24 protein-coding genes are annotated in these 23,849 nt (G+C 69.5%); 11 read left to right on the top strand and 13 right to left on the bottom strand.

All coding sequences use genetic code 11. From position 1 onward, the window contains the following. Positions 1–21: 21 nt before the first annotated feature. From MQH10_RS01295 to MQH10_RS01305, 3 genes are all read right to left on the bottom strand, one after another. On the bottom strand, positions 22–3,231 hold the full coding sequence (locus MQH10_RS01295) for a molybdopterin cofactor-binding domain-containing protein (protein WP_242562262.1): 3,210 nt from the start codon (positions 3,229–3,231) through the stop codon (positions 22–24). Then, complete coding sequence (locus MQH10_RS01300) at positions 3,228–3,722, bottom strand: 2Fe-2S iron-sulfur cluster-binding protein (RefSeq protein ID WP_242562263.1); 495 nt, start codon at positions 3,720–3,722, stop codon at positions 3,228–3,230. Before MQH10_RS01300 ends, MQH10_RS01295 begins: the two co-directional genes overlap by 4 nt. 68 nt (positions 3,723–3,790) lie before the next feature. Beyond that, complete coding sequence (locus MQH10_RS01305) at positions 3,791–4,063, bottom strand: BolA family protein (protein WP_242562264.1); 273 nt, start codon at positions 4,061–4,063, stop codon at positions 3,791–3,793. 52 nt (positions 4,064–4,115) lie between these two features. Between MQH10_RS01305 and MQH10_RS01310 the strand changes: the two genes are divergently transcribed. Next, positions 4,116–4,772: a J domain-containing protein gene (locus MQH10_RS01310; protein WP_242562265.1), complete on the top strand. Its 657-nt coding sequence runs from the start codon at positions 4,116–4,118 to the stop codon at positions 4,770–4,772. A 60-nt stretch (positions 4,773–4,832) separates the two neighbouring features. Here the strand turns inward: MQH10_RS01310 and MQH10_RS01315 are convergent, their stop codons facing one another. Together MQH10_RS01315 and MQH10_RS01320 are read right to left on the bottom strand one after the other, a co-directional pair. Beyond that, positions 4,833–5,288, bottom strand: a complete 456-nt coding sequence (locus MQH10_RS01315) for an RcnB family protein (protein ID WP_242562266.1) — start codon at positions 5,286–5,288, stop codon at positions 4,833–4,835. A gap of 95 nt (positions 5,289–5,383) precedes the next feature. Beyond that, positions 5,384–6,256 carry a TauD/TfdA dioxygenase family protein gene (locus MQH10_RS01320; protein ID WP_242562267.1) on the bottom strand — a complete coding sequence of 291 codons (873 nt, stop codon included), beginning with the start codon at positions 6,254–6,256 and terminating at the stop codon, positions 5,384–5,386. A gap of 97 nt (positions 6,257–6,353) precedes the next feature. Here MQH10_RS01320 and cobS point away from each other — a divergent pair, with 97 nt between their 5' ends. The 3 genes from cobS (at position 6,354) to MQH10_RS01335 (ending at position 10,913) form a co-directional block, all read left to right on the top strand. Further along, the gene (cobS, locus tag MQH10_RS01325) at positions 6,354–7,358 is read left to right on the top strand and encodes a cobaltochelatase subunit CobS (protein ID WP_242562268.1); all 1,005 of its coding nucleotides are present in this window, start codon (positions 6,354–6,356) and stop codon (positions 7,356–7,358) included. A gap of 167 nt (positions 7,359–7,525) precedes the next feature. Further along, a complete protein-coding gene (locus tag MQH10_RS01330) occupies positions 7,526–9,667 on the top strand; it encodes an ATP-binding protein (protein WP_242562269.1) in 2,142 nt (713 codons plus the stop codon). A gap of 82 nt (positions 9,668–9,749) precedes the next feature. After that, entirely contained in the window at positions 9,750–10,913 is a 1,164-nt protein-coding gene (locus MQH10_RS01335) for a DUF3089 domain-containing protein (RefSeq protein ID WP_242562270.1), read from the top strand. Between the two features lie 6 nt (positions 10,914–10,919). Here MQH10_RS01335 and MQH10_RS01340 read toward each other — a convergent pair whose 3' ends face one another. Next, positions 10,920–12,044 carry a hypothetical protein gene (locus MQH10_RS01340; RefSeq protein WP_242562271.1) on the bottom strand — a complete coding sequence of 375 codons (1,125 nt, stop codon included), beginning with the start codon at positions 12,042–12,044 and terminating at the stop codon, positions 10,920–10,922. A 125-nt stretch (positions 12,045–12,169) separates the two neighbouring features. Continuing rightward, complete coding sequence (locus MQH10_RS01345; RefSeq protein WP_242562272.1) at positions 12,170–12,349, bottom strand: DUF1328 domain-containing protein; 180 nt, start codon at positions 12,347–12,349, stop codon at positions 12,170–12,172. 116 nt (positions 12,350–12,465) lie between these two features. Here MQH10_RS01345 and cobT point away from each other — a divergent pair, with 116 nt between their 5' ends. Genes cobT through MQH10_RS01360 form a run of 3 tightly spaced genes read left to right on the top strand, consistent with a single transcriptional unit; the run spans position 12,466 to position 16,167 of the window. Next, a complete protein-coding gene (gene cobT, locus MQH10_RS01350; RefSeq protein WP_242562273.1) occupies positions 12,466–14,415 on the top strand; it encodes a cobaltochelatase subunit CobT in 1,950 nt (649 codons plus the stop codon). Further along, positions 14,412–15,395, top strand: coding sequence for an esterase-like activity of phytase family protein (locus tag MQH10_RS01355; RefSeq protein WP_242562274.1), 984 nt, complete (start codon positions 14,412–14,414; stop codon positions 15,393–15,395). Before cobT ends, MQH10_RS01355 begins: the two co-directional genes overlap by 4 nt. Positions 15,396–15,423: 28 nt before the next feature. Next, positions 15,424–16,167 (top strand): dienelactone hydrolase family protein, encoded by a 744-nt coding sequence (locus MQH10_RS01360; protein ID WP_242562275.1) that lies wholly within the window; start codon positions 15,424–15,426, stop codon positions 16,165–16,167. 62 nt (positions 16,168–16,229) lie between these two features. On the opposite strand, the gene rpmB is transcribed toward MQH10_RS01360, so the two are convergent. The 4 genes from rpmB to MQH10_RS01380 all read right to left on the bottom strand — a co-directional run bounded on the left by rpmB (position 16,230) and on the right by MQH10_RS01380 (position 19,242). Further along, positions 16,230–16,529 (bottom strand): 50S ribosomal protein L28, encoded by a 300-nt coding sequence (gene rpmB / locus MQH10_RS01365; protein ID WP_242562276.1) that lies wholly within the window; start codon positions 16,527–16,529, stop codon positions 16,230–16,232. 315 nt (positions 16,530–16,844) lie between these two features. Beyond that, positions 16,845–17,318: a VOC family protein gene (locus tag MQH10_RS01370; RefSeq protein WP_242562277.1), complete on the bottom strand. Its 474-nt coding sequence runs from the start codon at positions 17,316–17,318 to the stop codon at positions 16,845–16,847. Between the two features lie 92 nt (positions 17,319–17,410). Continuing rightward, positions 17,411–17,740, bottom strand: a complete 330-nt coding sequence (locus MQH10_RS01375) for a hypothetical protein (protein WP_242562278.1) — start codon at positions 17,738–17,740, stop codon at positions 17,411–17,413. Next, positions 17,728–19,242 carry a DUF4153 domain-containing protein gene (locus MQH10_RS01380; RefSeq protein ID WP_242562279.1) on the bottom strand — a complete coding sequence of 505 codons (1,515 nt, stop codon included), beginning with the start codon at positions 19,240–19,242 and terminating at the stop codon, positions 17,728–17,730. The genes MQH10_RS01375 and MQH10_RS01380 overlap by 13 nt, the downstream gene beginning before the upstream one ends. Before the next feature lie 112 nt (positions 19,243–19,354). On the opposite strand from MQH10_RS01380, the gene MQH10_RS01385 reads away from it, so the two are divergent. From MQH10_RS01385 to MQH10_RS01400, 4 genes are read left to right on the top strand one after another with little or no spacing between them, the layout of a single operon-like run. Continuing rightward, positions 19,355–19,996, top strand: coding sequence for a TetR/AcrR family transcriptional regulator (locus MQH10_RS01385; protein ID WP_242562280.1), 642 nt, complete (start codon positions 19,355–19,357; stop codon positions 19,994–19,996). Further along, positions 19,993–20,964, top strand: a complete 972-nt coding sequence (locus MQH10_RS01390; protein ID WP_242562281.1) for an HlyD family secretion protein — start codon at positions 19,993–19,995, stop codon at positions 20,962–20,964. The genes MQH10_RS01385 and MQH10_RS01390 overlap by 4 nt, the downstream gene beginning before the upstream one ends. Beyond that, positions 20,961–21,902, top strand: coding sequence for an ABC transporter ATP-binding protein (locus tag MQH10_RS01395; protein WP_242562282.1), 942 nt, complete (start codon positions 20,961–20,963; stop codon positions 21,900–21,902). The genes MQH10_RS01390 and MQH10_RS01395 overlap by 4 nt, the downstream gene beginning before the upstream one ends. After that, the gene (locus MQH10_RS01400; protein ID WP_242562283.1) at positions 21,899–23,029 is read left to right on the top strand and encodes an ABC transporter permease; all 1,131 of its coding nucleotides are present in this window, start codon (positions 21,899–21,901) and stop codon (positions 23,027–23,029) included. Before MQH10_RS01395 ends, MQH10_RS01400 begins: the two co-directional genes overlap by 4 nt. On the opposite strand, the gene MQH10_RS01405 is transcribed toward MQH10_RS01400, so the two are convergent. Both MQH10_RS01405 and MQH10_RS01410 read right to left on the bottom strand, forming a co-directional pair. After that, on the bottom strand, positions 23,026–23,202 hold the full coding sequence (locus tag MQH10_RS01405) for a winged helix-turn-helix domain-containing protein (RefSeq protein WP_242562284.1): 177 nt from the start codon (positions 23,200–23,202) through the stop codon (positions 23,026–23,028). The two genes, MQH10_RS01400 and MQH10_RS01405, sit on opposite strands and share 4 nt — an antisense overlap. Further along, the gene (locus MQH10_RS01410; protein WP_242562285.1) at positions 23,148–23,831 is read right to left on the bottom strand and encodes a response regulator; all 684 of its coding nucleotides are present in this window, start codon (positions 23,829–23,831) and stop codon (positions 23,148–23,150) included. Before MQH10_RS01410 ends, MQH10_RS01405 begins: the two co-directional genes overlap by 55 nt. Between the last annotated feature and the right edge of the window lie 18 nt (positions 23,832–23,849).

Below are 23,849 nucleotides of genomic sequence, written 5' to 3' on the forward strand. Positions count from 1 at the left end.
GCGCAAACGCGGTCCGCGGCCCTACAGACCCTGGGCGATCAGGCCGGCCTGGACCTTGTCCGGGGTCATGGGATAGTCGCGCAGGCGCACGCCGCAGGCGTTGTAGATGGCGTTGGCGATGGCCGCGCCGGCGCCCGAGATGCCCAGTTCGCCCACCCCCTTGATGCCCATGGGATTGGCCTTGTCGTCGACCTCGTCCAGGAACACGGCGTCGAGGTCGACGATGTCGGCATGGACCGGGACCAGATAGCCGCCGACGTCCTGGTTGATCAGGGAGCCGTAGCGCGGATCGACCGCATTGGTTTCCGTGAGCGCCGTGCCGACGCCCCAGATCATGCCGCCGGTGATCTGGCTCTTGGCGGTCTTGGCGTTGAGGATGCGGCCGGCGGCGAAGACCCCGAACATGCGGCGCATGCGGACCTCGCCGGTGTCCATGTCGACCCCGACCTCGGCGAAGTGGGCGCCGTAGGTGTGCAGGGAGACGTCGCGACGGTCGGCCGGAGGATTGATCGAACCCTCGGCATAGACCCCCTCGGGCGCGGCGCGGGCGACCAGGGTCGACAGGTCCTCCGACTGGTTGCCGAAGCGGATCTTGCCGTCGTCGAAGGTGACCAGGGTCGGGTCCGCGCCGTAGAGCGGCGAACCGGGGTCGCCGGTGGCGAGACCGGCCAGGGCCACCCGCAGCTTCATGCCGGCGTCCAGCGCCGCCGAACCGGCGGTGGAGGCGCCGAACTGGCCGCCCGAGCCGGGGGCCGGCGGGAGGTTGGAATCGCCGATCTCGACCCGCACCTGGCTCATCGGCACGCCGAGGGTCTCGGCGGTGATCTGGGCCAGGATGGTGTAGGTGCCGGTGCCGATGTCGGTCATGCCCTGCAGCAGGGTGACCGTCCCGTCGGCGGTGATCCGGGCGCCGGCCTTGGCGGGCAGCAGATAGTCGGCGCGGATGGCCGCGGCCATGCCCATGCCGACCCACCAGCGGCCGTCACGGACCTGGCGCGGCTTGGACTGGCGTCGGTCCCAGCCGAAGCGCTGGGCGCCCTCGGTCATGCAGCGGGCGAGCTGACGGATGGAGAACGGCTTGCCGGTCTCCGGATCGCGGTCCGGCTCATTGATCAGGCGCAACTCGATGGGATCGAGGCCGAGCTTTTCGGCCAGCTCATCCATGGCGACCTCGAGGCTGAGCATGCCCGAGGCCTCGCCGGGCGCCCGCATGGGACCGGCGCCCGGCAGGTCCATCTTGACCAGCTTGTGGCCGGTGAGCCGGTTGGGGGCGGCGTAGAGGCTGCGGGCGAAATTTGCGAAGTGCTCGGTGAAGATCGCCTCGCGGGCGCAGTGGGTGTAGCCGTCCAGCGCGAAGGCGGTGAGCCGGCCGTCGGGCGTGGCGCCTAGGCGGACGCGCTGGATGGTGGCCGGGCGGTGGATGGTGCCCAGCATCATCTGCTGGCGGGTATAGGCCACCTTGACCGGGCGCTTGAGCTCCCGGGCCGCAAGCGCCGCCAGGGACAGGTCGTCATAGGACTGGCCCTTGCCGCCGAAGCCGCCGCCGATATAGCGGGTGAGCAGGTGGACGTTCTCGGTCGGGACCATCAGGGTCTCGGCGAGCGCGTGCTGGCCGCCCTTCACCATCTGGATCGAGGTGTGGACCGTGACCTTGTCTGCGTCCCACCAGGCGGTGGTGGCGCAGGGCTCCATCTGGACGTGGTTCTGGATGGGGCTGGTGTAGGTCTCATCCAGCGTCACCGGGGCGGCGGCGAAGGCGGTCTCGAAATCGCCGACCCGCATGTCCTCCTCGCCCGGAGGATTCTCGGCGAGACCCAGGCTGGCGGGGAAGTCGACCACCGCCCAGAGCTCGTCATAGGTGATCTCGATCAGGGCCGCGGCGGCCTTAGCGTTCTCCAGGGTGTCGGCGACCACGAAGGCGACGGTCTCGCCGAAATAGCGGACCTCATCGGAATCGAGCGCCGGATTGGCCGGCCGCTGGCTGCGGGGATTGGCCCGCGCGCCGCGGGCGCCCTGGGCCGGGGCGGTCTTGTGGGTCCAGACCAGCAGCACGCCGGGCGAGGCCTCGGCGCGGGCCGTGTCGATCGCGGCGATCCGACCGCGGGCGATGGCGGAGGTGACGATCACCCCCTGCACCGGCGGCGACGGCGCCTCGACCTCATAGGCGTAGGGCGCGGTTCCGGTGACCTTGAGCGGGCCCTCGTAGCGGTCGACCGGCTTGCCGATCAGGCCGGAGCGGTTCTCGGTGACGGGATTGGGCGCGGCCCAGTCGGCGACAGAGCTCATGATTGGCTCCCTTGGGCTTGGGCGATGGCGGCCGCGGCGAGGCGGGCGGTGAGCGCGATCTTGAAGGCGTTGCGGCCGGCGTCCTGGGCCGAGGCCAGTTCGGCGTTGGCGGCGGCGAGCGGGGCGGCGCCGGCGGCCAGCATGGCCTCCGTCTTGGCGGCGCGCCACGGCTTGTAGGCCACGCCGCCCAGGGCGACCTGCCCCCCCGCGACGGCGACCATGGCCAGGCCCCCGGCATAGGAAGCGCGGTCGCGGGCCTTGCGATAGGCCTGACCGCCGCGGCGGCGGCGGCAGGGTGACGGCGGTGATCAGCTCGCCGGCGCCCAGCGCGGTCTCGATGTGGGGCGTGTCGCCCGGCGCGACATGCAGGTCCGAGACCGTGAGGCCGCGGGCCGCGCCGGACGCGGTCATGGCCTCGATCCCGGCGCCGAGCGCGGTCAGCGCCACGGACATGTCCGAGGGATTGGTGGCGATGCAGTGCTCGCTGGCGCCGAGGATGGCGGCGTTGCGGTTGAGGCCGTCGAGGGCCGCGCAGCCGGCGCCGGGGTTGCGCTTATTGCAGGGCTTGGTGGTGTCGTAGAAATAGGCGCAGCGGGTGCGCTGCATCAGGTTGCCGCCCACCGTGGCCTTGTTGCGCAGCTGGGCCGAGCCGCCATGGATAATGGCCTGGGCCAGGACCGGATAGCGGGCGCGGACGCGGGCGTCGGCGGCGACCTGGCTGTTGGTGGCCATGGCGCCGATACGCAGGCCGCCGTCCGGCGTGTCCTCGATGGCCGCGAGCGGCAGGCGGCCGACATCGACGATGTGGGTCGGGCGCTCGATCTCGAGCTTCATCAGGTCGAGGAGATTGGTGCCGCCCGCCAGGAAGCGCGCCTCCGGATTGGCGGCGACCGCCTTGACAGCCGAGGCGACGTCGGTCGCGCGTTCGTAGGTGAAGGGCTTCATGCGCCGGCTCCCACCACGTCGCGGATGGCCGCGAGGATCTGGGGATAGGCCGAGCAACGGCAGATGTTGCCGCTCATGCGCTCGCGGATCTCGGCGTCGGTGGCGACGATGGCGGCGGTGAGGTCGGCGGTCTCCTGGCTCGGCCAGTTGTCGGCCAGCTCCTTCAGCATGCCGGCGGCCGAGCAAATCTGGCCCGGCGTGCAGTAGCCGCACTGGAAGGCGTCCTGCTTGAGGAAGGCCTCCTGCAAGGGGTGCAGGGCGTCGACCGTCCCCAGGCCCTCGATGGTGGTCACCTCGTCGCCGTCGTGCATCACGGCGAGCGACAGGCAGGAATTGATGCGCACCCCGTTCACCAGCACTGTGCAGGCGCCGCACTGGCCGTGGTCGCAGCCCTTCTTGGAGCCCTTGAGGTTCAGATGCTCACGCAGAGCGTCGAGCAGGGTGGTGCGGGGGTCGAGGTCAAGCGCCCTCGCCTGCCCGTTCACGGTCATGGTGGTCTTCAAAAACACGCCTCCCCAGCGCGGGCCGCGACATAGCGGCGCGAGATTCTTTTTTGTGATCAGGCCTCGCCCGGGGCGAGAGCCTTGACCGAAAGGGCGTGGACGGGTCCCGCCAGCTCCTCGGCCAGTGTGCGATAGACCATCCTTTGGCGGGCGACCTTGGCGGCGCCCTCGAAGGCAGGGGCTTGAATGACTATGTTAAAATGGCTTTCGCCTCCGGCCGTCGCCCCCGAATGCCCAGCGTGGCGATCGGAGTCGTCCTGGATGTCCAGGCGGGTGGGCGCGAAGGCCTCGGTGAGTTTGGTGTGAATGGCCTCGAATATGGCGCCCATCGGCTCAATCTTCAATTCTTGAAAGGGTCTCAGACCGCATCATACTTGGGACATGGCCGGCGCGTTTCAATACAAACCTAAGTTCGTCGATATCCGGGTCCGCCCGCCCTCCCCGGAGGACGCGGCGAAGACGGACGACGTCTATACGCTGAAGCCCGGCGAACGGGCTTGCGACCATCCGGGATGCCGGGTGGCCGGCAGCGCGCGTGCGCCGAAATCCCGCGACATGCTGAACGAGCACTACTGGTTCTGCCAGCCGCACGCGGCCGAATATAATCGCAACTGGAACTTCTTCGCCGGCATGAGCGAGGGCGAAATCCGCCAGCGCCAGGCCCAGAGCGCCACCGGCGACCGCCCGACCTGGGACCTGAAGGCCAGCCGCTTCTCGCGGGAGGCCGCCGCCGCCGCGCACGGCTTCGGCACGGGGACCGGGTTCCACGACCCCTTCAGCATGTTCGGCACCGGCGGTCGGGCGAGCCAGAACCCGGCCAATGCGCCCGAGCGCCGCAAGCTGGGCAAGATGGAGCGCAACGCGCTCGCCGACCTCGACCTCGACGACGACGCGGACGGCCCCAAAATCCGGGCCCGCTATACCGAGCTGGTCAAGCGCTGCCACCCGGACGCCAATGGCGGCGACCGCTCGGCCGAGCACAAGCTGCAGCGGGTGATCAAGGCCTACGCCACCTTGCGCAAAGCCAAGATGGTCTGAGCCAGACAGCACAACGCCGCCGATCATTTGACCGGCGGCGTCGGGATTTCAGCCGTCGACCTAGTGGCCGTTAAGCAGGATCGACAGGATCACGCCGGTGGCGACGGCGCCCAGAATGTACTGGCCGTTGGATTCCCGCCATTCATAGCCCTGGGGCGGGCGACGCAGGTGGTGGCGGCGATAGTCGACGCGCTGAGCGCCCTGCCAGTCGTTGTAGCCCATGCGCTGGCCGCGCCGCCAATGGTGGCCGCCGCCATAGTCCTTGCCCCAGCCGCGATGTTCGCCGCGATCGCCGCTGCGGTCGTAGCCCGGGCGACCATAGCCCTGGCGGTCCCGATCGCGGTCATGACGGTCCCCGTCGCGACGGTCGCCGTGGTCGCGCTCGCCGGCGTCATGCCGGTCCTGACCCTGACCGGCCTGGTTCTGATTGTACTGGCCGTAGCCGTAGGGTTGGGCCGAGGCGACCGAGGCGGCGGCCAGCGACAGGGCGATCGCCCCGAGCAAGATCTTCTTCATTGGAGGTCCTCGCGGCGCGGAGAGCGCCGACGCGCGCGGCCGATGGTTCGACCTGCGTGGGGACCCAACGGCCCGGCCTGACGGCGGTTCCGGCGCTAGGCCGGAACCTCGCCCGCCACCGTGGTGCGGTGCATGACCCGCAGATGGCCGTCATAGCCGCCTTCCGCGAAATGCACTGTGCAGCGGTTGTCCCACATGAGCAGCATCTTCGGCTTCCACTTGTGGCGATAGACATAGTCCTCGCCGGTCATGTGCTCGAACAGGAAGCCCAGCAGGGCACGGCTTTCCTTGAGCGAGAAGCCCTCTATCCCGTGGCTGTAGACCGGGCTGATGTAGAGCGCCTTGCGGCCGGTAACCGGGTGGGTGCGGACCAGGGGATGGGAAAGCGACTTGTCCGCCTCCTCCGAGACGATGATCTGCATGGTCCGCTTCTCAGTCTCGCGGGCGAAGACGCCCTTGGTCCCATAGGCGAAGCCGGCGGAATGGACGGCGCGCAGGGGCGCGAGCATCTTCTGCATGCCGGGCGACAGATCGTCATAGGCCCGCGCGCAGTCGGCGAAGAGGGTGTCGCCGCCCACCGGGGGGACGACCTCGGAATGCAGGATGGTGGCCGCGGGCGGCTTGGGCTGGAAGCTCCAGTCGGAATGCCAGCCGGCCCCGAAATTGGTCGCCTTCTCGTCGGGCTCGCGGCGCAGCTCCAGCACATTGGGGTGGCCGGGCATGGGGGCGATGAAGGGATCGACGCCGAAGCGGCCGATCTGCAGGGTGAAGGCCTCCAGCTCGTTCAGACTGAGCGGCTGGTCGGGAAAGCTGACCACGCCATGGCGCGCCCAGGCGGCCTTGACCTCACTCAGCACCTCCGGCGCCAGGGGCCGCGACAGGTCCACGCCCACGATCTCGGCGCCGAAGCCGGATTCCTGAGGAAAGACCTGAATGGTGCGATAGGCTCCGGCGGCCTCTTTCAGCATGGCGTGTGCTCCCGAGATCACCCCATGTCAGTTTGGGGCTTTTCGCTATGAAACACCCGTTTGCATCGGGCGCGTAACCCTGTAATCGAACCGGATTATGACCTCTCTCGCTGACATCCAAAACGACAAGCTGATCTCGATGGTCCCCGACAAGAAGGTTTCCGTTCGGGAAACCTTCGGGGTCGACGTGGACATGATGGTCCCGGCCTTCAGCGAGCGCGACTCGCATGTTCCGGACCTCGACCCGGCCTATAAGTTCGATCCCGAGACCACGCGCGCCATCTGCGCGGGCTTCGCCTTCGACCGCCGGGTGATGGTCCAGGGCTATCACGGCACGGGCAAGTCGACCCACATCGAGCAGGTCGCCGCGCGCCTGAACTGGCCGCTGATCCGCGTAAACCTCGACAGCCACGTGTCGCGGATCGACCTGGTCGGCAAGGACGCCATCGTCCTGAAGGACGGCAAGCAGGTCACCGAATTCCGCGAAGGCATCCTGCCCTGGACGATCCAGCGGCCGATCGCGCTGGTGTTCGACGAATATGACGCCGGCCGCCCCGACGTGATGTTCGTGATCCAGCGGGTGCTGGAAGCCCAGGGCAAGCTGACCCTGCTGGACCAGAACCGCGTGATCCGCCCGAACCCGTTCTTCCGGCTGTTCTCGACCACCAACACCATCGGTCTGGGCGACACCACCGGCCTCTATCACGGCACCCAGCAGATCAACCAAGGTCAGATGGACCGCTGGTCGATCGTGACGACGCTGAACTATCTGGCCCACGACGTGGAAGCCGAGATCGTGCTGGCCAAGTCGCCGCACTACGACACGGTCGAGGGCAAGCGCCAGATCGCGGCCATGGTCCGCGTGGCCGACATGACCCGCAACGCCTTCATGAACGGGGACATCTCCACGGTCATGAGCCCGCGGACCGTGATCACCTGGGCCCAGAACGCCGAGATCTTCGGCGGCGACATCGCGCTGGCCTTCCGGATGACCTTCCTGAACAAGTGCGACGAGCTGGAGCGCGGCACCGTCGCCGAGTTCTTCCAGCGCGCCTTCGGCCAGGACCTGCCGGAAAGCACCGCCCGCGTGAAGGTGGCCTAAGGACCGCATTCCAGGCCCCGGGCGCCCGCGCGGCGTCCAGGGTCGGGTCGCACCGGGGCGAATCCTCCTCAATTTGAGGAGGATGACCCTAGGTCGCGGCCGGCATTTACTGTTTCCTATCAATCCACCCTTGCAACTGGCGTCGGTTCAGTTTGCTTGGGACGCCCATGACCTCGAGTCTGCCCCACAGTCAGGCCGCGGTCCGCAGGATCATCGCCCTGGCGGTGCTGATCCTGGCTGTCGTCGTCGCTGGCGGCGTCGGGTTAATGACCTATACCGCCGTCTCCACCGACCGGGCCCAGGCCGCCGAGGAGCGCGACCTGGTCAGCCGGCGGATCGACAGCCTGCTGAGCGATCTGGTCCAGGAGACCCTCGGGGTCAGCGTCTGGGACGAGGCCTATGAGACCCTGACCGCGCCCAAGATCGACACCGCCTGGGCCGACACCTATGTCGGCCGCTACTACGCCGAGCACATGGGCCACCAGATCAGCCTGGTCCTCGATGAGCGCGACCGGACGGTCTACGCCTGGCGCGGCCAGGCGCGGTCGAGCGCCGAGGCGACCGCCGACTTCCGTCGCGAGCTGCAGCCGCTGATCGCCCAGCTGCGCGAGCAGGAGACCGTGAACCGCCGGCTCAGCCAGTCGCACCTGGTCGCCGGCCTGGACGGCGAGATCGACCGCAGCGGCGTGGTGGTGTCCCAGGGGCGCGACTATCTGGTCGCGGTCGCCACGATCCTGCCGGACGATGCGCCGCTCAGCCACCATGGCCGCAAGTCCGTGACGCGGCTGGCCGGCCCCGCCCGGCTGCTGGTCACCGCGCGGGAGATCAATGGGTCCCTGCTGAAGACGCTCGAGACCGAGCTGCATATCAAGGACGCCCGGCTGGTTCCCGGCGTCGGCGCGCCCAAGGGCGCGCGGGCCCAGATCGTGGACGTGAACGGGTTCGCGGTCGGGGACATCGCCTGGACGCCCAAGCGGCCGGGCCAGGCCGTCCTGAAGCAGGCGGCGCCGATCCTGATCGTGGTGATGGGCGTGCTGCTGGCCGCGGGGCTGGCGCTCGCCGCCCGCATCCGGGCGATCGTGCGCGAAATGGCCGCCAGCGACAGCGCGCTGGGGCGGACCATGGCCGAGCTGGTCCGGGCCCGCGACCAGGCCGCCGCGGCCAGCGTCGCCAAGTCCCAGTTCCTGGCCAATATGAGCCACGAGATCCGCACCCCGCTGAACGGCATTCTGGGCATGACCCAGGTGATGAACCGCGAGGACCTCAGCGCCGCCCAGCGCGACCGGCTGAACGTCATCACCAATTCCGGCCACACCCTGCTGGCCGTGCTGAACGACGTGCTGGACATCTCGAAGATCGAGGCCGGCCGCCTGGACATCGACAATCACGAGTTCGACCTGGGCCAGGCGATCGAGGCCGCCTGCGCCGCCTTCACCCCGCTCGCCGCCCAGAAGGGTGTCGAGCTGAGGATCGAGATCGAGGATGCGGCCCAGGGCGTCTGGTGGGGCGACGGCGGGCGGCTGCGCCAGATCCTGTCGAACCTGGTCTCCAACGCCGTGAAGTTCACCTCGACCGGCGCCGTGACCGTCAAGGTCGGCGCCGCGGCCCTGGGCATGAGGTTCAGCGTCCGCGACAGCGGCATCGGCATTCCGGACGACCGGCTGAGCGACCTGTTCCAGAAGTTCAGCCAGGTCGACGCCTCGACCTCGCGGCGGTTCGGCGGCACGGGCCTGGGCCTGGCGATCAGCAAGGAGCTGGCCGAGCTGATGGGCGGCCGGATGTGGGTGGAGAGCCGGGTCGGCGAGGGCTCGACCTTCAGCTTCGAACTGCCCCTGGAGCGGCGTGGAGCGCAGCTGGCGCCGGCCGAGCCCGCCCAGGCGACCGCGGCCCACAGCGGCGGGGCGCGCATCCTGGCGGCGGAAGACAACGCCACCAACCAGCTGATCCTCAAGGCGCTGCTGGAGCCGTTCGGGGTGGACCTGACCGTCGTCTCCGACGGACGCGAGGCGGTCGAGGCCTGGCGCGCGGGCGACTTCGACCTGATCCTGATGGACGTGCAGATGCCGGAGATGAACGGGGTCGAGGCGACCGCCGAGATCCGGGCGCTGGAAGCGCAGACCGGCCGCGTCGCCATTCCGATCCTGGCGCTCTCGGCCAATGTGATGCGCCACCAGGTCGAGGAATATCTGGCCGTCGGCATGACCGGCTTCGTGCCCAAGCCGATCGAGGCGACCAAGCTGTTCGCCGCCATCGACGTCGCCCTGGCCGAGCTGGAACAGGGCGAGGCGGCGGACGCGGCGGCGGCCTGAGTGCGATAGGGCCTGGACCGGACCGCTGCGACGGGCGATCCTGGACTCAACCAAAACGCGACGACGCACCCAAGGGAAGATCATGTCCAGGACCCTGCTCGCGGCGCTTGCCGCCGGCGCGCTGACGCTTGGCGTCGCCCAGCCGACCCTCGCCCAGACCGAGCCGCCCAAGAACGACTACGCCGACGCCGCCAATTGGCTGTGCCGGCCGGGGCGGACCGACGCCTGCTCGGCCGACAACACCACAACTGTCGTGGCGGCCGACGGCAAGCTGACGGTCGAGACCTGGAAGGCCAATCCCAAGGCCAAGATCGACTGCTTCTACGTCTATCCCACCGTGTCCAACGATCCGGGCGAGATCTCGGACATGATCCCGGGGCCGGAGGAGAAGGCGGTGGTGACCAGCCAGCTGAACCGGCTGGGGTCCAAGTGCCGGATCTATGCGCCGATGTATCGCCAGTACACCCTGACCGCCCTGAGGGCCGCGGTGATGGCCGGACCGGGGCCCCGAAAGCCGCGCCCCAACACCGGCTACCTCGATGTGGTCGACGCCTGGAATTACTACCTGGCCCACGAGAACCATGGCCGCGGCGTCGTGCTGATCGGCCATTCGCAGGGCTCCGGCATGCTGACCCAGCTGATCGCCAGCGAGATCGACGGCAAGCCCAGCCAGAAGCTGCTGGTGTCGGCGATCCTGGCGGGGACGCCCCTGCCGCTCGACAAGGGCAAGGCCACCGGGACCTTCAAGTCGATCCCGATCTGCACGTCCAACGGCCAGACCGGCTGCGTGGTCGCCTATTCCAGCTTCCGCGACACGATCCCGCCGCCGGCCAACAGCCGCTATGGCAAGCCGCGCGACGGGGATCCGACCAAGGAGGTCGCCTGCGTGAACCCGGCCGCGCTCGGCGGCGGCAAGGCCGTGCTGCACAGCTATCTGGCGACCGCCGCCAACGGCATGGACCCGGCCGCCTGGGTCAAGGGCGGACCGAAGATCGAGACGCCCTTCGTGTCCGTCCCCGGCCTGCTGACCGGGGAATGCGTGTCGAAAAACGGGTTCAACTATCTGGAAGTGCACGTGAACGCTGATCCGGCCGACCCGCGCACCGATGACATCAAGGGCGACGTTCAGTACGGACCGCAGGTGGCCGCCGACTGGGGGCTGCACCTGATCGACGTCAATCTGGTGATGGGCGACCTGGTCGCCCTGGTGGGCGACGAGGCCAAGGCCTATCTGGCCAAGCGCTAGGCTGGCTCAGGCCGGCAGATCGCTCAGAGCGCGGGCGCGGCCGCCAAAGGCGGCGCCCGCAAAGGCCGAGACGCCGGGCCCGCTGATGAAGGGGATCTGCAGGGTCGCCGCGGCCTGGATCTCCTGCGGCGAGCGCAGGTTGGTGAGGGCGGTCCAGAGCCGCCGCTCGCGCCAGGTCGCCCGGCTGGTCAGCCAGCGGCTCACCGCGCCCTGGCGCTGGGCCGCCGTGCCGTCCGGCAGCACCAGGGTGGCGCTGGAGAACGCGCCCTCCTTCACATGGGCCGCCGGGAAGTCGGGGTCGGTGATCCTCAGATCAATATAGGCGAAGGCTTCGGCCAGGGTCGCCGACACCCACTGCAGAGCCCGAACAGAGATGTTGGACGGCAGGCCATAGACATTGGCCGCGGCCTGATTGCGGCGGCCGGCGGGCATGTCGCGCAGAAGCCTGACATAGGCCGGCCCGGTCGCGGGATCAGTCAGGCCGGCATAGGACATCGGGAAGAACAGCACGCCCACATGACCTGGCGCGGCCAGGATGCGCAGCCCCTCGGCGAGGCAGGCCAGATCGAACTCGGCCGCGACGCCGGGCGCCGGCAGGGTCGCGGCCCCGCCGACCAGGTTCTGGAGGCGTCCCTCAAGGGTCCGGCCCAGCACGTCGCCGATGAAACCCCGGCGCTCGAGGGAATAGATCCCCGCAAAGGTTGTCGCCGTCGCGGCGGGACGCGGAGCCTCGGCGACGGCGGCCGTCGGCGAGATATCGGCGACCTGAGTGAGCCGCCCGCCGGGCGGCAGACGGGAGGGGTCGCGGAGACCCGACGCCAGGGCCTCGTCATCCAGGGCCGCGAAGGCCTGGACCGCGCTCATCCCGCCTTCGAACAGCAACAGCGACGGACCGATCCCGGCCGGCGACCCCAGGCTGCGCTGCAGCGCCGAGGCGGAGACCGCGAGCGGCGTGACGTCGATGCGCGCGGCGCCCGGGTCGGTCAGCAGGAAGGCGCAGGCGGTGATCTGGGCGAAGCGGCGCGGGGGCGACCAATTGCGGGCGAGAAACCCGTCGATGACCTGGGCGAGGCGCAGTTGGGGCGCGCCAGGCTGAGCGCCGAAGATGCGAAGACAGCCGGCCGGTATCAAGTTCGGATCCCCTCACGACGCCCACCACGCGGGAGGAGTGGTGGGGCCGCGATGGTAAACAAAACGTCTCGCCTTGAACGTGTATTCTGCGACATCGCGCCACAGACGAGACTATTCGTTCGGTCTCAGCCGCCGGTGATCTTCTTGCCGACGAAGGCGCCCAGCGCCAGGAACAGCACGAAGCCGACGACGCAGACGAAGAACAAGAGCTTGGCCACGCCCGCCGCCGCGCCCGCGACGCCGGTGAAGCCGAGGCCGCCCGCGATGAGCGCGATGACGGCGAAGATGAGAGCCCACTTCAGCATTTCGAATTCCGATCCCAATCAGCCAAGGTCCGGCTGCACTAACGTGCGTTTCGGGGCGCCCGTTCCCGCACGCGGCGCTTCCCTACGCGCGCCCTTGCGCGCTATGGAAAAGGACCATGGCCAAGAACCCTGAAAGCCCGATCGAGCCCTTCAAACGCGCGCTGGCCAACGCCGCGCGATCGCTGGCCGAGAGCCCGGACCTGGAGATCGTGTTCTCCGGCGAGGGCCCGCAGCTGGTGGGCAATCGGGCGGTTCTGCCCCACCCGCCCCGCGACCTGACCCCGACCGACGCCGCGCGCATCCGCGGCCTGGCCGACCAGATGGCGCTGCGCATCTCGCACCACGATCCCGCGGCCCACGCCAAGACCCGCCCCGGCTCGGCCCAGGGCGCGCCGGTCTATGACGCCCTGGAGCAGACCCGTATCGAGGCCCTGGGCGCCAATGCGCTGGGCGGGGTGCGCGAGAACCTCAAGGCCGTGCACGAGGCGGCCTGGGCCAAGCGCACCTTCAATCCGGTCGAGGCCGCGGCCAATCCGCCGGTCGCCGACGTGCTGTCGCTCTTGGTGCGCGAGCGCCTGACGGGCGTGGCGCCGCCGGCCGCCGCCCAGCCCCTGGTCGACCTGTTCCGCAAGGACATCGAGGCCCGGGCCGGGGACGATATCGAAAAGCTGGTCGCCGTGGTCGACGACCAGAAGGCCTTCGCCAAGGTGGCGCGCACCATCCTGCGCGACCTGGCCCTGGGCGACGACCTGACGGACGCCCCCGACCAGGCCGACGAGCAGGACGAGGACAGCGAGGACGGCGAATCCGAGAGCTCGGAGGACGGCGACGACGGCGAAGGCGAAGGCCAGTCGCCGCAGCAGGCCTCCATGGACGAGAACGAGGCGACCCATCGCGAAAGCGAGGACGCCGACAGCCAGATGATGCAGGCGGAGGATGATCCCAACGCCGAGGACACCGACGAGCAGCCCGACATGGGTGAGGGCGAGCAGCCTGCCCGCCCGGAGCTGAAGGGCGACGCCAAGACCGCCACCTACAAGGTCTTCACCACCGCCCATGACGAGGTGGTGGCGGCCGAGGAGCTGTGCGAGCCGGAGGAGCTGTCGCGCCTGCGCGCCTATCTCGACCAGCAGCTGGCCAGCCTGTCGAGCGTGGTGTCGCGCCTGGCCAACAAGCTGCAGCGCAAGCTGATGGCCCAGCAGAACCGCTCCTGGACCTTCGACCTGGAGGAAGGGATCCTCGACGTCGCGCGCCTGACCCGGGTGATCGTCGATCCGACCGCGTCTCTGGCCTTCAAGGAAGAGGAAGACACCGAGTTCCGCGACACGGTGGTCACCATTCTGATCGACAATTCCGGCTCCATGCGCGGCCGCCCGATCATGGTCGCGGCGGTCTGCGCCGACATCCTGGCGCGCACCCTGGAGCGCTGCGGGGTCAAGACCGAGATCCTGGGCTTCACGACCCGCGCATGGAAGGGCGGCTCGTCGCGCGAGGACTGGCTGAAGGCCGGCAAGCCCGCCCAGCCGGGCCGGCTGAACGACCTGCGCCACATCATCTACAAGGCCGCCGACGCGCCTTGGCGCCGCGCCCGCCGTAATCTTGGCCTGATGATGCGCGAGGGTCTGCTGAAGGAGAACATCGACGGAGAGGCCCTGATGTGGGCGCACCAGCGACTGATCGGCCGGCCCGAGGCCCGCCGGATCCTGATGGTGATCTCCGACGGCGCGCCGGTGGATGATTCGACCCTGTCGGTGAACTCCGGCCACTATCTGGAGCGCCACCTGCGCGAGGTGATCGCCGAGATCCAGGACAAGAGCCCGGTGCAGCTGATCGCCATCGGCATCGGCCACGATGTGACCCGCTATTATCGGCGGGCCGTCACCATCGTGGACGTGGAGCAACTGGCCGGCGCCATCGTCGACCAGCTGGCCGAGCTGTTCGACGAGGAGATCCGCAAGTCGAACCGCAAGACCGCGAGCCTCTTGCCGCCGCCGCCGACCACCCAGGGACCACAGGGTCCCGCCCGCCGCTCGACCTTCAAGGAAGTGCGGAGAGCCGTCGCGTGATCGCGCCTCCCCTGCGCCGTTGGGGAGGCATTTTCGCGGCCCTGGCGCTTTGCGCCTGCTCGCAGCCGCCGACCGCCCTGCCGAAGGGGCCGATGGCGGCCGGGCCGCATGTCACGGTCACGGCCGAGGCCGTTCCGCTCAACACCAAGGACCCCGCCCAGGACCGGCTGGGGAACTTCGCCTATGCCGGCGGCCTGGCCCTGACCTCGAACGACACAGCGCGCCTGCATGGCCTGTCGGATCTGAAGGTGCTGGCGGGCAATCGCATCGTCTCGGAGAGCGACGAGGGCGACCTGCTGGAAGCTCGGCTGATGCTGGACGCCAAGGGGCGGCTGACCGGCCTGGCCGACGCCCGGATGAGCGTGCTGCACGGCCCGGACGGCGAACCCCTGCAGGGCAAGAACGAGTCGGACGCCGAGGGCATCGCCGTGCTGCCGGATGGCGACCGGCTGGTCAGCTTTGAGGAGGATGACCGCATCCTGCTCTATCCGGCCAAGGGCGGCGCGCCGCACGTGGTCAATTCGCCCAATGTGGTGTTCCGCCACAACCTGGGCATGGAGGCGCTGGCGGCCGATCCGTCCATCGCGCCGGACGCCTATCGCGTCGGCCAGGAGGATACGGGCCAGACCTGGATCTGCCGGCTGAGCGCCCCTTGTGTCGCCGATCGCAAGATCGACGTGCCCCTGGGCTCGGGCTTGACCGCCATGGCCCCCCTGCCCCAGGGCCGCATCGCCTATCTGATCCGCGCCTGGGATCCCTGGCGGGGCAGCCGCGTCACCCTTTTGGTGCTGGACGCCCAGGGCGCCCAGGTCGACCGCGCGGAATTCGCGCCGCCCCTTACCGTCGACAATTTCGAGGGCCTGGGCGCGGTGGCGAAGGCCTCCGGCCAGGTCCGCTTCTATCTGATTTCAGACGACAATTTTTCCGCCAAGCAGCGCACCCTGCTGCTGGCCTTGGACTGGACGCCGCCGGCCCGATAACGGCGCGACATATATTAGGAGGACACCCATGAGCCGCACCGACGTCACGATTCCGACTCCCGACGGGGACGCCCGCGCCTTTGTCTTCACGCCCGAGTCGGGCGAGGGGCCCTGGCCCGCGGTGATCTTCTACATGGACGGCCCGGCCATCCGTCCGGCCCTGTTCGAGATGGGCCAGAGGCTGGCGGACGCCGGCTATTACGTGCTGCTGCCGGACATGTTCTGGCGGGCCGGCCCTTACGAGCCGATCGTCATGGCCAATATCAAGACCGACGAGGATCGGCGGGCCTTCTTCGGCAAGCTGTTCCCGTCGACCAGCCCCGAAAAGGCGATGAGCGACACCGGCGCCTTCCTGGCGTTCCTGGACAAGCAGCCGCAGGTGAAGGGCGCCAAGGTGGGCGTGACCGGCTACTGCATGGGCGGCGCCATGGTGCTGCGCGCGGCGGGGACCTATCCGGACCGAATCGCGGCCGGCGGCGCATTCCACGGCGGCAACCTGGCGACCGACGCCCCGGACAGCCCCCACCTGCTGGCGCCGAAGATGAAGGCCAAGCTGCTGGTGGCCGGCGCCGACGAGGACAAGGGTTTCGACGACGCCCAGTGCGAGCGTCTGGACCAGGCCCTGAAGGCCGCCGGGGTCGACGCCGAGGTCACCATCTATCGCGGCGCCCGGCACGGCTACGCGCCCAAGGACATGCCGGTCTATAACGAGGACGCCGCCGAGCGGCACTGGCGCGAACTGATCGCCCTGTTTGACAGCGTGCTGAAATAGCCCAAAAGCAAAAGGGCCGCCCCGGAGGGCGGCCCTTTCAGTGTCGTCGATCGTCGTCGGGCTTAGGCCGCGGCGGCGGTCTCGGCGAGCTTGGCCTTCAGCTGGCGCTTGATCTTCAGAGCGCGCGGCGAGAGCTGCTCGTCGCCGGCCTTCACGAGGAAGGCGTCGAGGCCGCCCTTGAAGTCCAGCGTGCGCAGGGCCGCATTGGTGATGCGCAGCTTGAACGTCTGACCCAGAGCGTCCGACTGCAAAGTCACGGGCGCCAGCGCAGGCAGGAACCGACGCTTGGTCTTGATATTCGAGTGGCTCACATTGTGGCCGATCATGGGACCGACACCGGTGAGTTCGCAACGACGCGACATGGCTTTCAGACCTACGCGAGAAATTAGAGGCGGACACGAGGTTCCGCGCGGGAGCGGCGATATAGGCGAAGCAGGCGTCCGACGTCAAGGCGGGGCTGCGAGAGGGGCGAAAGAGTCGATCTGTCGCATCCCGCGCCGCCGCCAAGCCAGACCATGGCGATTGTGGTTAACGGCGGTTTGGGTACAATCCCTTGTAGGGAACAAATCCCGAATCGGGCCGAGTCAGTGATTCGGTCCTGATTCGTTTCGCGCCTGTTCCGCCCGTTAACCATGACGCGTTAACGCCCCCCGCCCTTTCGTTCTTTTGGCCCGTCCCTAGCCGGCGCGGGCGGCCTCGAGCGCGGCGATGTCGAGCTTTCGCATCTTCATCATGGCGGCCCGGGCGCGACCGGCCGCCTGCGGATCTCCGCCGCCGATCAGGGCCGGCAGATTCGCCGGCACGACCTGCCAGGAGAGGCCGAAGCGGTCCTTGAGCCAGCCGCACTGGCTTTCCTGACCGCCGTCGGCGGTGAGCCCAGTCCAGTAGCGGTCGATCTCGGCCTGGTCCTCGCAATTGATCACGAAGGAGACGGCCTCCGTGAACTTGAAGTAGGGCCCGCCATTGAGGGCGACGAAGGTGACGCCGTTCAGCTCGGCTTCCATGGTCATGACGGTTCCCGCCGGTCCCGGACCGTTCTCGTCATAGCGGACCGCCTTGGTGATGCGGGAGTTGGGGAAGAGGGAGACGTAGAGCGTCATGGCCTCTTCGGCCTGGGTGTCGAACCACAGGAAGGGGGTGATGGGCGGCATGGCTTTGGCCTTTGCTCAGAGGATCCGGCCAGGACGGCCGGGCGATCTGTCCCGAGGACGGATCGGCGCCGGCCGCCCCGACAGGGGCCCGATCATTTCTTGGCCGGCGCGGGCTTCGGCGGCGGGACCGGCTTGATCAGGGCGACGCCGGTCACGTCGGCGCCGCCGCCTGGCTTGGCCGAGCAGTCCGTGCTCGGGGCCACCCGCAACCGGTTGCGGCCGATCATCAGATCCTGCCAGGAGGCCTCGGGCGGCGCGACCGCAATCCGGCCGGCGGCCAGATCGTCAACGGCGCCGCAGCTGGGGCCGTAGAGCTGGCCCACCCGGCCCCAACGCCCGGCGGCGAAGCTGAACACGTCTCCCGCGGATCCGCTTCGGAACAGGGCGATCTCGGCGACGCCGTCGCCGTTCAGATCGCGCACCACCGCCTGACAGACGACGCCCTCCCCTTGGCAGCCGACAAAGGGGTCAAGGCCGTTGGCCCAGGCCTGGTCAGGAAGCTCACCGGGAGTTCGCCGCCGCCCACGACCTTCATGGCGGCGCTGCGATCCGGTTGGGCGACGGGCGGGGCGTCATAGCGGCTCTCGACCTTTTGGGCCGCCCTGGCCCGTGTCGCGATGTCGAGGTCGCGGGCCGAGCCCTTGCGGGCGGCGAGCTTGCCCAGGGCGTCGGCGCCGTAGCGGCCGGCGTCGAAGCGCAGGAAGCGGTAGTCGAACTTGTCGGGCGTCACCTTGCCGGCGTCCAGGCGATGGACCTGGTCGCCGACCGACAGGCGGGACGGATCGGCGATGGGGCTGAAGAGGGCCAGCAGCACGGCGATCACCACATGGGCGGTGGCGATATTGGTGCGCTCCAGCGGCGTCATCCAGCTCTTGGGCCAGCAGGCCGCGAAGGCGTAGCCGCCGCCGTAGCAGAGCCCGACCAGCACGCAGGCGGCCGCCAGGATGCGCTCCGGCGTCAGGCCGTACTGGCCGATGCGCAGCACCACCCCATAGGCGGCGATGACCACCAGCGGCAGGATCAGCAGGGCGGTCAGCCGCGCGGTCCATTTCAGGGCGAGCGGCGGATAGGCGTTCTCCTCGCCCTCCTGATAGGCGGCGTTGGTGAGGACGATCAGGGCGGCCGCGGCGCTGAGCAGGATGCCGGCAGCGCTCTTGGTGGCCCAGAGGGGGGCGAGGCCCGTGAACGGCAGGGCGGCGAGGAAGCCCGCGCCGATCAGGGCCATCACCGGCGACAGCCAGGACAGCAGGGTGAGCGCCACCGTGCGGATGCCGCGCACCAGGCCGGCGCGGACATCGGTGATGTGGATGGCGATGGCGAAGAAGGTGGTGGTGGCCGGGAAGGCGAACCAGGGCTTGTCTATAATGTCGCCGATCAGTCGGATGCCGATCAGCTTGAACAGGGCCGCGCCCAGCGCCAGCAGGATCCACAGGGCGGCGACGAACAGCACCGCCAGGACCAGGCGCACCCCGTCCTTCCAGGCGCCGTCGAAATAGCGGTGATAGTCGGCGAACCAGCGGCGGCCGAGCTGGGCGGCGGCGATCAGCTGGTGGGCGATGAACAGGCCCACGGCCGAGGCCAGGAACAGCAGGCCCGACGGCACATGGTCGGAGCCGATCTTCTCGGCGCACCAGGATCCGTAGGCGCCGAGGAAGGCCAAGGTCAGGCCCGCGCCGACCAGCCAGCGGGTCAGGGTGAGCTGCTTCATCCGGTTGATCGCGCCCTGGGCGGCGACGGGGATCAGGACCGCGGTGAGGATCAGGGCGCCGAACAGGGCGTTCAGTCCGCGCTGGTCGCCGAGATGCTTGCCCCACTCGGTGAGGCCATAGAGCAGCAGCCCTTGCGCGAAGCCGATCCCGATGCGGGTCAGGGCCTCCTCGCGGGTGGGCTCGGCGCCCTCCAGGTCTCCGAACATCAGGCTCATCAGCAGCTCTCCCCTTCGCCCCAGAAGGCGACGCTCAAGCTAAGGTCGCAAGCGACTGCGTCAATCGCGCGAATGCTTGCTAATAACTGACTGGTCAGTTATTTATTTCGCCATGCTTCCGCTCGGCGAACCCAAGTTCCGACGCCGCAAGGCCGACCGCCCTGACGAGATCGTGCGCGCGGCGCTCACCGTCTTCGCCGCCAAGGGGTTCGCCGCCGCGCGGCTGGATGAGATCGCCGCCCGGGCCGGGGTCTCGAAGGGCGCGCTCTATCTCTACTTCGCCACCAAGGAGGACCTGTTCCGCGCGGTGGTGGAGCAGAGCCTGGCCCCCAATCTGATGATCATTCAGGCCGCCGCGGCGAATACGGCCGCCTTCGCCGACCTGGCCCGCACCCTGGCCGCCTTCCTGCCCCAGCTGGCCGAGCGGGCGCCGATCGCCGCCATCGCCAAGATGGTGATCGGCGAGGCGCGGAACTTCCCCGAGCTCGCGCGGGTCTGGCACGACCAGCTGGTCGGGCCGGTGATCGGCATCTTCTCCGGCGCGATCGCCCAGGCCCAGGCGCGCGGGGAGATCCGACCCGGCGATCCCCGCGCCTATGCGGTGTCGCTGGCCTCCGGCCTGCTGCTCGGCCTGGTGTTCAACGAGACCTTCGCCCCCGTGGGCGCCGAGCCCTTCGACATTCCCGCCCTCGCCCGCCAGCATGTGGAGACCGTGCTGGCCGGCATGCTCACCGATCCCGGAGCCCGGCCATGAGACAGCGCCTGCTGACCGTTATCCTGCTGGCCCTTGCGCTCGCCCTGATCGCCGCCGTCGTGCTGGTACCCCGGCTCACCCCGGCGCGGGTGCTGTCGGGCTATGTGGAGGGCGAGGCGCTCTATCTCGCCTCGCCGGTCTCGGGCGCGGTGGCGAGCCTGAAGGTCCAGCGGGGCGACCGGGTGAACGCCGGCCAGGCTCTGTTCGCCATCGACCCCGCCCAGGTCGGCGCGGCGCGGGGCCAGGCGGCCGCAGAGGTGGCCACGGCCCAGGCCCAGGCCGCCGACGCCCGCCAGGGCCAGCGCCCGGTGGAGCTGGCGGTCTATGACGCCAATATCGCCGCCGCCGAGGCCCGCGCCCGCGACGCCGAGGCCGTGCTGAACCGGGTGCGGCCCCTGGTCCGCCAGGGCATCTACGCCCCGGCGCGGCTGGACGACGCCAAGGCCAGTTTCGACGCCGCCCAGGCCCAGGTCACAGCCGCGCGGCGGCAGCGAGAGGCCGCGGCCCTGGGCGCCCGCCAGGACCAGATCCGCGCCGCCGACAGCCGGGTGGTTCAGGCTGAGGCCGGCCTCGCCGCCGCCCAGGCGCGGATGGGCGACATCGCCCCTGTCGCACCCTCGGCCGCGCGGGTCGAGGACGTGTTCTTCCAGGCCGGCGAATGGGCGACCGCCAACCAGCCGATCCTGGCGCTCCTGCCCGACGACCGGATCAAGCTGCGCTTCTTCGTGCCGGAGAGGGAGGTCTCGGCCTACGGGCCAGGCAGGACGGTGCGGTTCTCCTGCGACGGCTGCGCGGCCGGGCTGACGGCCCAGATCACCTATGTGAGCCCGAGACCCGAATTCACCCCGCCGGTGATCTATAGCCGCGAGGCCCGCGACCGGCTGGTCTATCTGGTGGAGGCCAGGCCCAGCGTCCTGCTCAATCCCGGCCAGCCGGTGGACGTGGTTCCCCTGGGGGCCGGGCGGTGAGCGCCCACGCCCCCCTGCCCGGCGGGCTGGCCATAGACGTCCACGGCCTCAACAAGACCTTCGGCGACAAGCGGGTGGTCAAGGATGTCGACATCCAGGTGCCCGAGGGCCGGATCTGCGGCTTCCTGGGGCCGAACGGCTCAGGCAAGACCACGACCTTGCGGATGCTCTGCGGCCTGCTGACCCCGGACAGCGGGTCGGGGACCTGCCTGGGCCTGGACGTCATCAAGGACGCCCACCAGATCAAGCTCGCCACCGGCTACATGACCCAGAAGTTCTCGCTCTATGAGGACCTGACCATCGCCGAGAACCTGATGTTCTCCGCCCGGGTCCACGAGCTCGACCGGCGCAAGGCCCGGGTCGACCAGGCCCTGGAGCGGCTGGGCCTGACCGAGCGGCGCAACCAGCTGGCGGGCACCCTGTCGGGGGGCTGGAAGCAGCGCATGGCGCTGGCCACCGCCACCCTGCACGAGCCGCGCCTGCTGCTCCTCGACGAGCCCACCGCCGGGGTCGATCCCAAGGCGCGCCGCACCTTCTGGGACGAGATCCACGCCCTGTCGGCCGAGGGCCTGACCGTGCTGGTCTCCACCCACTACATGGACGAGGCCGAGCGCTGTCACGAGATCGCCTATATCGCCTATGGCGAGCTGATCGCGCGCGGCACGGCGGCCGAGGTGATCGCCGGCTCGCATCTCGTGACCTTCAACGGCGAAGGCGAGGGCGTGGAGCGGCTGGCCAAGGCCCTGGCGGCGGCGCCTGGGGTCGAGATGGTCGCGCCGTTCGGGGCTACCCTGCACGTCTCCGGAACCGACCGCGCGGCCCTGGAGGCGGCGATCGCCCCCTATCGCCAGGCGCCGTTCCGCTGGACCGAGGTCGAGCCCACCCTGGAGGACGTGTTCATCCGGCTGATGGACCAGTCGCAGGACAATTTCCGATGAGCGGCTTTTCGCCCACCCGGATCGGCGCGGTGCTGATCAAGGAGTTCAAGCAGCTCACCCGCGACCGGCTGACCTACGCCATGATGCTGGCCTTGCCGATCATCCAGCTCCTGCTGTTCGGCTATGCGATCAATTCCGAGCCGCGCCACCTGCCGACCGCCGTGCTGATCCAGGAGGATACGGTGTTCGCCCGCTCGGTGGTCGCCGCCCTGAAGAACAGCCTTTATTTCGAGTTCGCCGCCCAGGCCCGCACGCCGGCCGAGCTGGACGAGATGATCCGTCGCGGCGACGTGCAGTTCGCCATCACCATTCCCGGCGACTTCACCCGACGGGTGGCGCGGGGCGACACGCCCCAGATCCTGGTGGAGGCCGACGCCACCGACCCTTCCGCCACCGGCGGCGCCGTCGCGGCGCTCGCGTCCCTGCCGAACCAGGCCCTCGCCCGCGACCTGACCGGGGCGCTCAGCGCGCGGCAGGCCAAGGCGCCGTTCGAGGTGGTCGTCCACCGGCGCTACAATCCGGAAGCCGTCACGGCCTACAATATCGTGCCGGGCCTGCTCGGCGTGATCCTGTCGATGACGCTGGTGATGATGACCTCGCTGTCGGTGACCCGCGAGGCCGAGCGCGGCACCATGGAGAGCCTGCTGGCGACGCCGGTCGAGCCGATCGAGGTGATGGTCGGCAAGCTCGCCCCCTACGTGCTGGTGGGCCTGATCCAGACGGTGATCATCCTGGTGATCGCCAGGTTGTTGTTCAATGTGCCGATGCTGGGCGGCTGGACGGGACTGGCCTTGGGCGTGGCCCTGTTCATCGTGGGCTCGCTGGCGCTGGGCTTCCTGATCTCGACCGTCGCGCAGTCGCAGCTGCAGGCCATGCAGATGAGCGTCTTCTATATCCTGCCCTCGATCCTGCTCTCGGGCTTCATGTTCCCGTTCCGCGGGATGCCAGGCTGGGCCCAGGCGATCGGCGAGGTGATCCCGGTGACCCACTTCCTGCGGGTGGTGCGCGGCGCGCTTCTGAAGGGCCAAGGGCTCGGCGACATGTGGCGCGAGCTGGTGGCGCTGTCGGCATTCGTCTGCGTGGTCACCGCCATCGCCATGGCGCGCTATCGCCGGACGCTGGACTAGGCGAAGGCGACCAGGCCCGCGCGGCGGGGGGCGATGCGCGGCGCGGCGGCGACCACCTGGCGGACGGCCGGGACGATCTCGCCGGTCAGGACATAGCCGCCGCCGCGCACGGTGCGGATCAGCTCCTCCTGCGGCTCGACGCGGCGGACCTTACGGCGCAGGCGGCTGACCATGATGTCGACCCGCGGGGATCGAGCCCGGAATTGGGTCCGCGGGTGAGGTCCAGCAGGTCCTCCCGCGAGAGCAGGGTCATGGGCTGTTCGGCCATCACCCCCAGGAGGGCGAGCTCGGCGCCGGACAGGCGCACATCGACGCCGCCGGGGGTGCGGATGGAATTGCAGACGCCGTTGAGCACCCAGGTCCTGGCCCGCGGCGGCGCGGGCGCCTGGGCGGCCAGGGGACGGCGGCGCAGGACCGCCCGGACCCGGGCCAGCAGTTCGCGGGGGCTGCAGGGCTTGAGGATATAGTCGTCGGCGCCCAGCTCGAGGGCGATGATGCGGTCGGTCTCGTCGCCCTGGCTCGACAGGAACAGCACGCCCAGGGTCTGGTCGAGATGGCTGAGCCGGCGGCAGATCGACAGGCCGCCCTCCCCGACCAGGAACTGGTCCAGGACGATCAGGGTCGGCGCCGGCGTCTCCAGCAGCTTGTCGAGTTCGATCCCGTCGCCGGCGGTCCGCGCGTCGAAGCCCTGGTCGCGGAAGACCCCCGCCATGCGGTCGCGCAGCGCCTCATCGCGATCCAGAAACACGATCCGCGGGCCTGGGTCAGCGACGTCTCCGGAATGGCGCAAAGCCCCGCTCATGTTTCACTCCAATCAGCC

It is taken from the genome of Phenylobacterium aquaticum (assembly GCF_022695515.1).
GTDB lineage: Bacteria > Pseudomonadota > Alphaproteobacteria > Caulobacterales > Caulobacteraceae > Phenylobacterium > Phenylobacterium aquaticum.

What these genes read in the sequence shown, in the direction of transcription:
- MQH10_RS01295 (WP_242562262.1), bottom strand. Translation starts at nt 3,231, where the DNA reads ATGAAGCCCTTCACCTACGAACGCGCGACCGACGTCGCCTCGGCTGTC.
- MQH10_RS01300 (WP_242562263.1), bottom strand. Translation starts at nt 3,722, where the DNA reads ATGACCGTGAACGGGCAGGCGAGGGCGCTTGACCTCGACCCCCGCACC.
- MQH10_RS01305 (WP_242562264.1), bottom strand. Translation starts at nt 4,063, where the DNA reads ATGGGCGCCATATTCGAGGCCATTCACACCAAACTCACCGAGGCCTTC.
- MQH10_RS01310 (WP_242562265.1), top strand. Translation starts at nt 4,116, where the DNA reads ATGGCCGGCGCGTTTCAATACAAACCTAAGTTCGTCGATATCCGGGTC.
- MQH10_RS01315 (WP_242562266.1), bottom strand. Translation starts at nt 5,288, where the DNA reads ATGAAGAAGATCTTGCTCGGGGCGATCGCCCTGTCGCTGGCCGCCGCC.
- MQH10_RS01320 (WP_242562267.1), bottom strand. Translation starts at nt 6,256, where the DNA reads ATGCTGAAAGAGGCCGCCGGAGCCTATCGCACCATTCAGGTCTTTCCT.
- cobS (WP_242562268.1), top strand. Translation starts at nt 6,354, where the DNA reads ATGACCTCTCTCGCTGACATCCAAAACGACAAGCTGATCTCGATGGTC.
- MQH10_RS01330 (WP_242562269.1), top strand. Translation starts at nt 7,526, where the DNA reads ATGACCTCGAGTCTGCCCCACAGTCAGGCCGCGGTCCGCAGGATCATC.
- MQH10_RS01335 (WP_242562270.1), top strand. Translation starts at nt 9,750, where the DNA reads ATGTCCAGGACCCTGCTCGCGGCGCTTGCCGCCGGCGCGCTGACGCTT.
- MQH10_RS01345 (WP_242562272.1), bottom strand. Translation starts at nt 12,349, where the DNA reads ATGCTGAAGTGGGCTCTCATCTTCGCCGTCATCGCGCTCATCGCGGGC.
- cobT (WP_242562273.1), top strand. Translation starts at nt 12,466, where the DNA reads ATGGCCAAGAACCCTGAAAGCCCGATCGAGCCCTTCAAACGCGCGCTG.
- MQH10_RS01360 (WP_242562275.1), top strand. Translation starts at nt 15,424, where the DNA reads ATGAGCCGCACCGACGTCACGATTCCGACTCCCGACGGGGACGCCCGC.
- rpmB (WP_242562276.1), bottom strand. Translation starts at nt 16,529, where the DNA reads ATGTCGCGTCGTTGCGAACTCACCGGTGTCGGTCCCATGATCGGCCAC.
- MQH10_RS01370 (WP_242562277.1), bottom strand. Translation starts at nt 17,318, where the DNA reads ATGCCGCCCATCACCCCCTTCCTGTGGTTCGACACCCAGGCCGAAGAG.
- MQH10_RS01380 (WP_242562279.1), bottom strand. Translation starts at nt 19,242, where the DNA reads ATGAGCCTGATGTTCGGAGACCTGGAGGGCGCCGAGCCCACCCGCGAG.
- MQH10_RS01385 (WP_242562280.1), top strand. Translation starts at nt 19,355, where the DNA reads ATGCTTCCGCTCGGCGAACCCAAGTTCCGACGCCGCAAGGCCGACCGC.
- MQH10_RS01390 (WP_242562281.1), top strand. Translation starts at nt 19,993, where the DNA reads ATGAGACAGCGCCTGCTGACCGTTATCCTGCTGGCCCTTGCGCTCGCC.
- MQH10_RS01400 (WP_242562283.1), top strand. Translation starts at nt 21,899, where the DNA reads ATGAGCGGCTTTTCGCCCACCCGGATCGGCGCGGTGCTGATCAAGGAG.
- MQH10_RS01405 (WP_242562284.1), bottom strand. Translation starts at nt 23,202, where the DNA reads ATGGTCAGCCGCCTGCGCCGTAAGGTCCGCCGCGTCGAGCCGCAGGAG.
- MQH10_RS01410 (WP_242562285.1), bottom strand. Translation starts at nt 23,831, where the DNA reads ATGAGCGGGGCTTTGCGCCATTCCGGAGACGTCGCTGACCCAGGCCCG.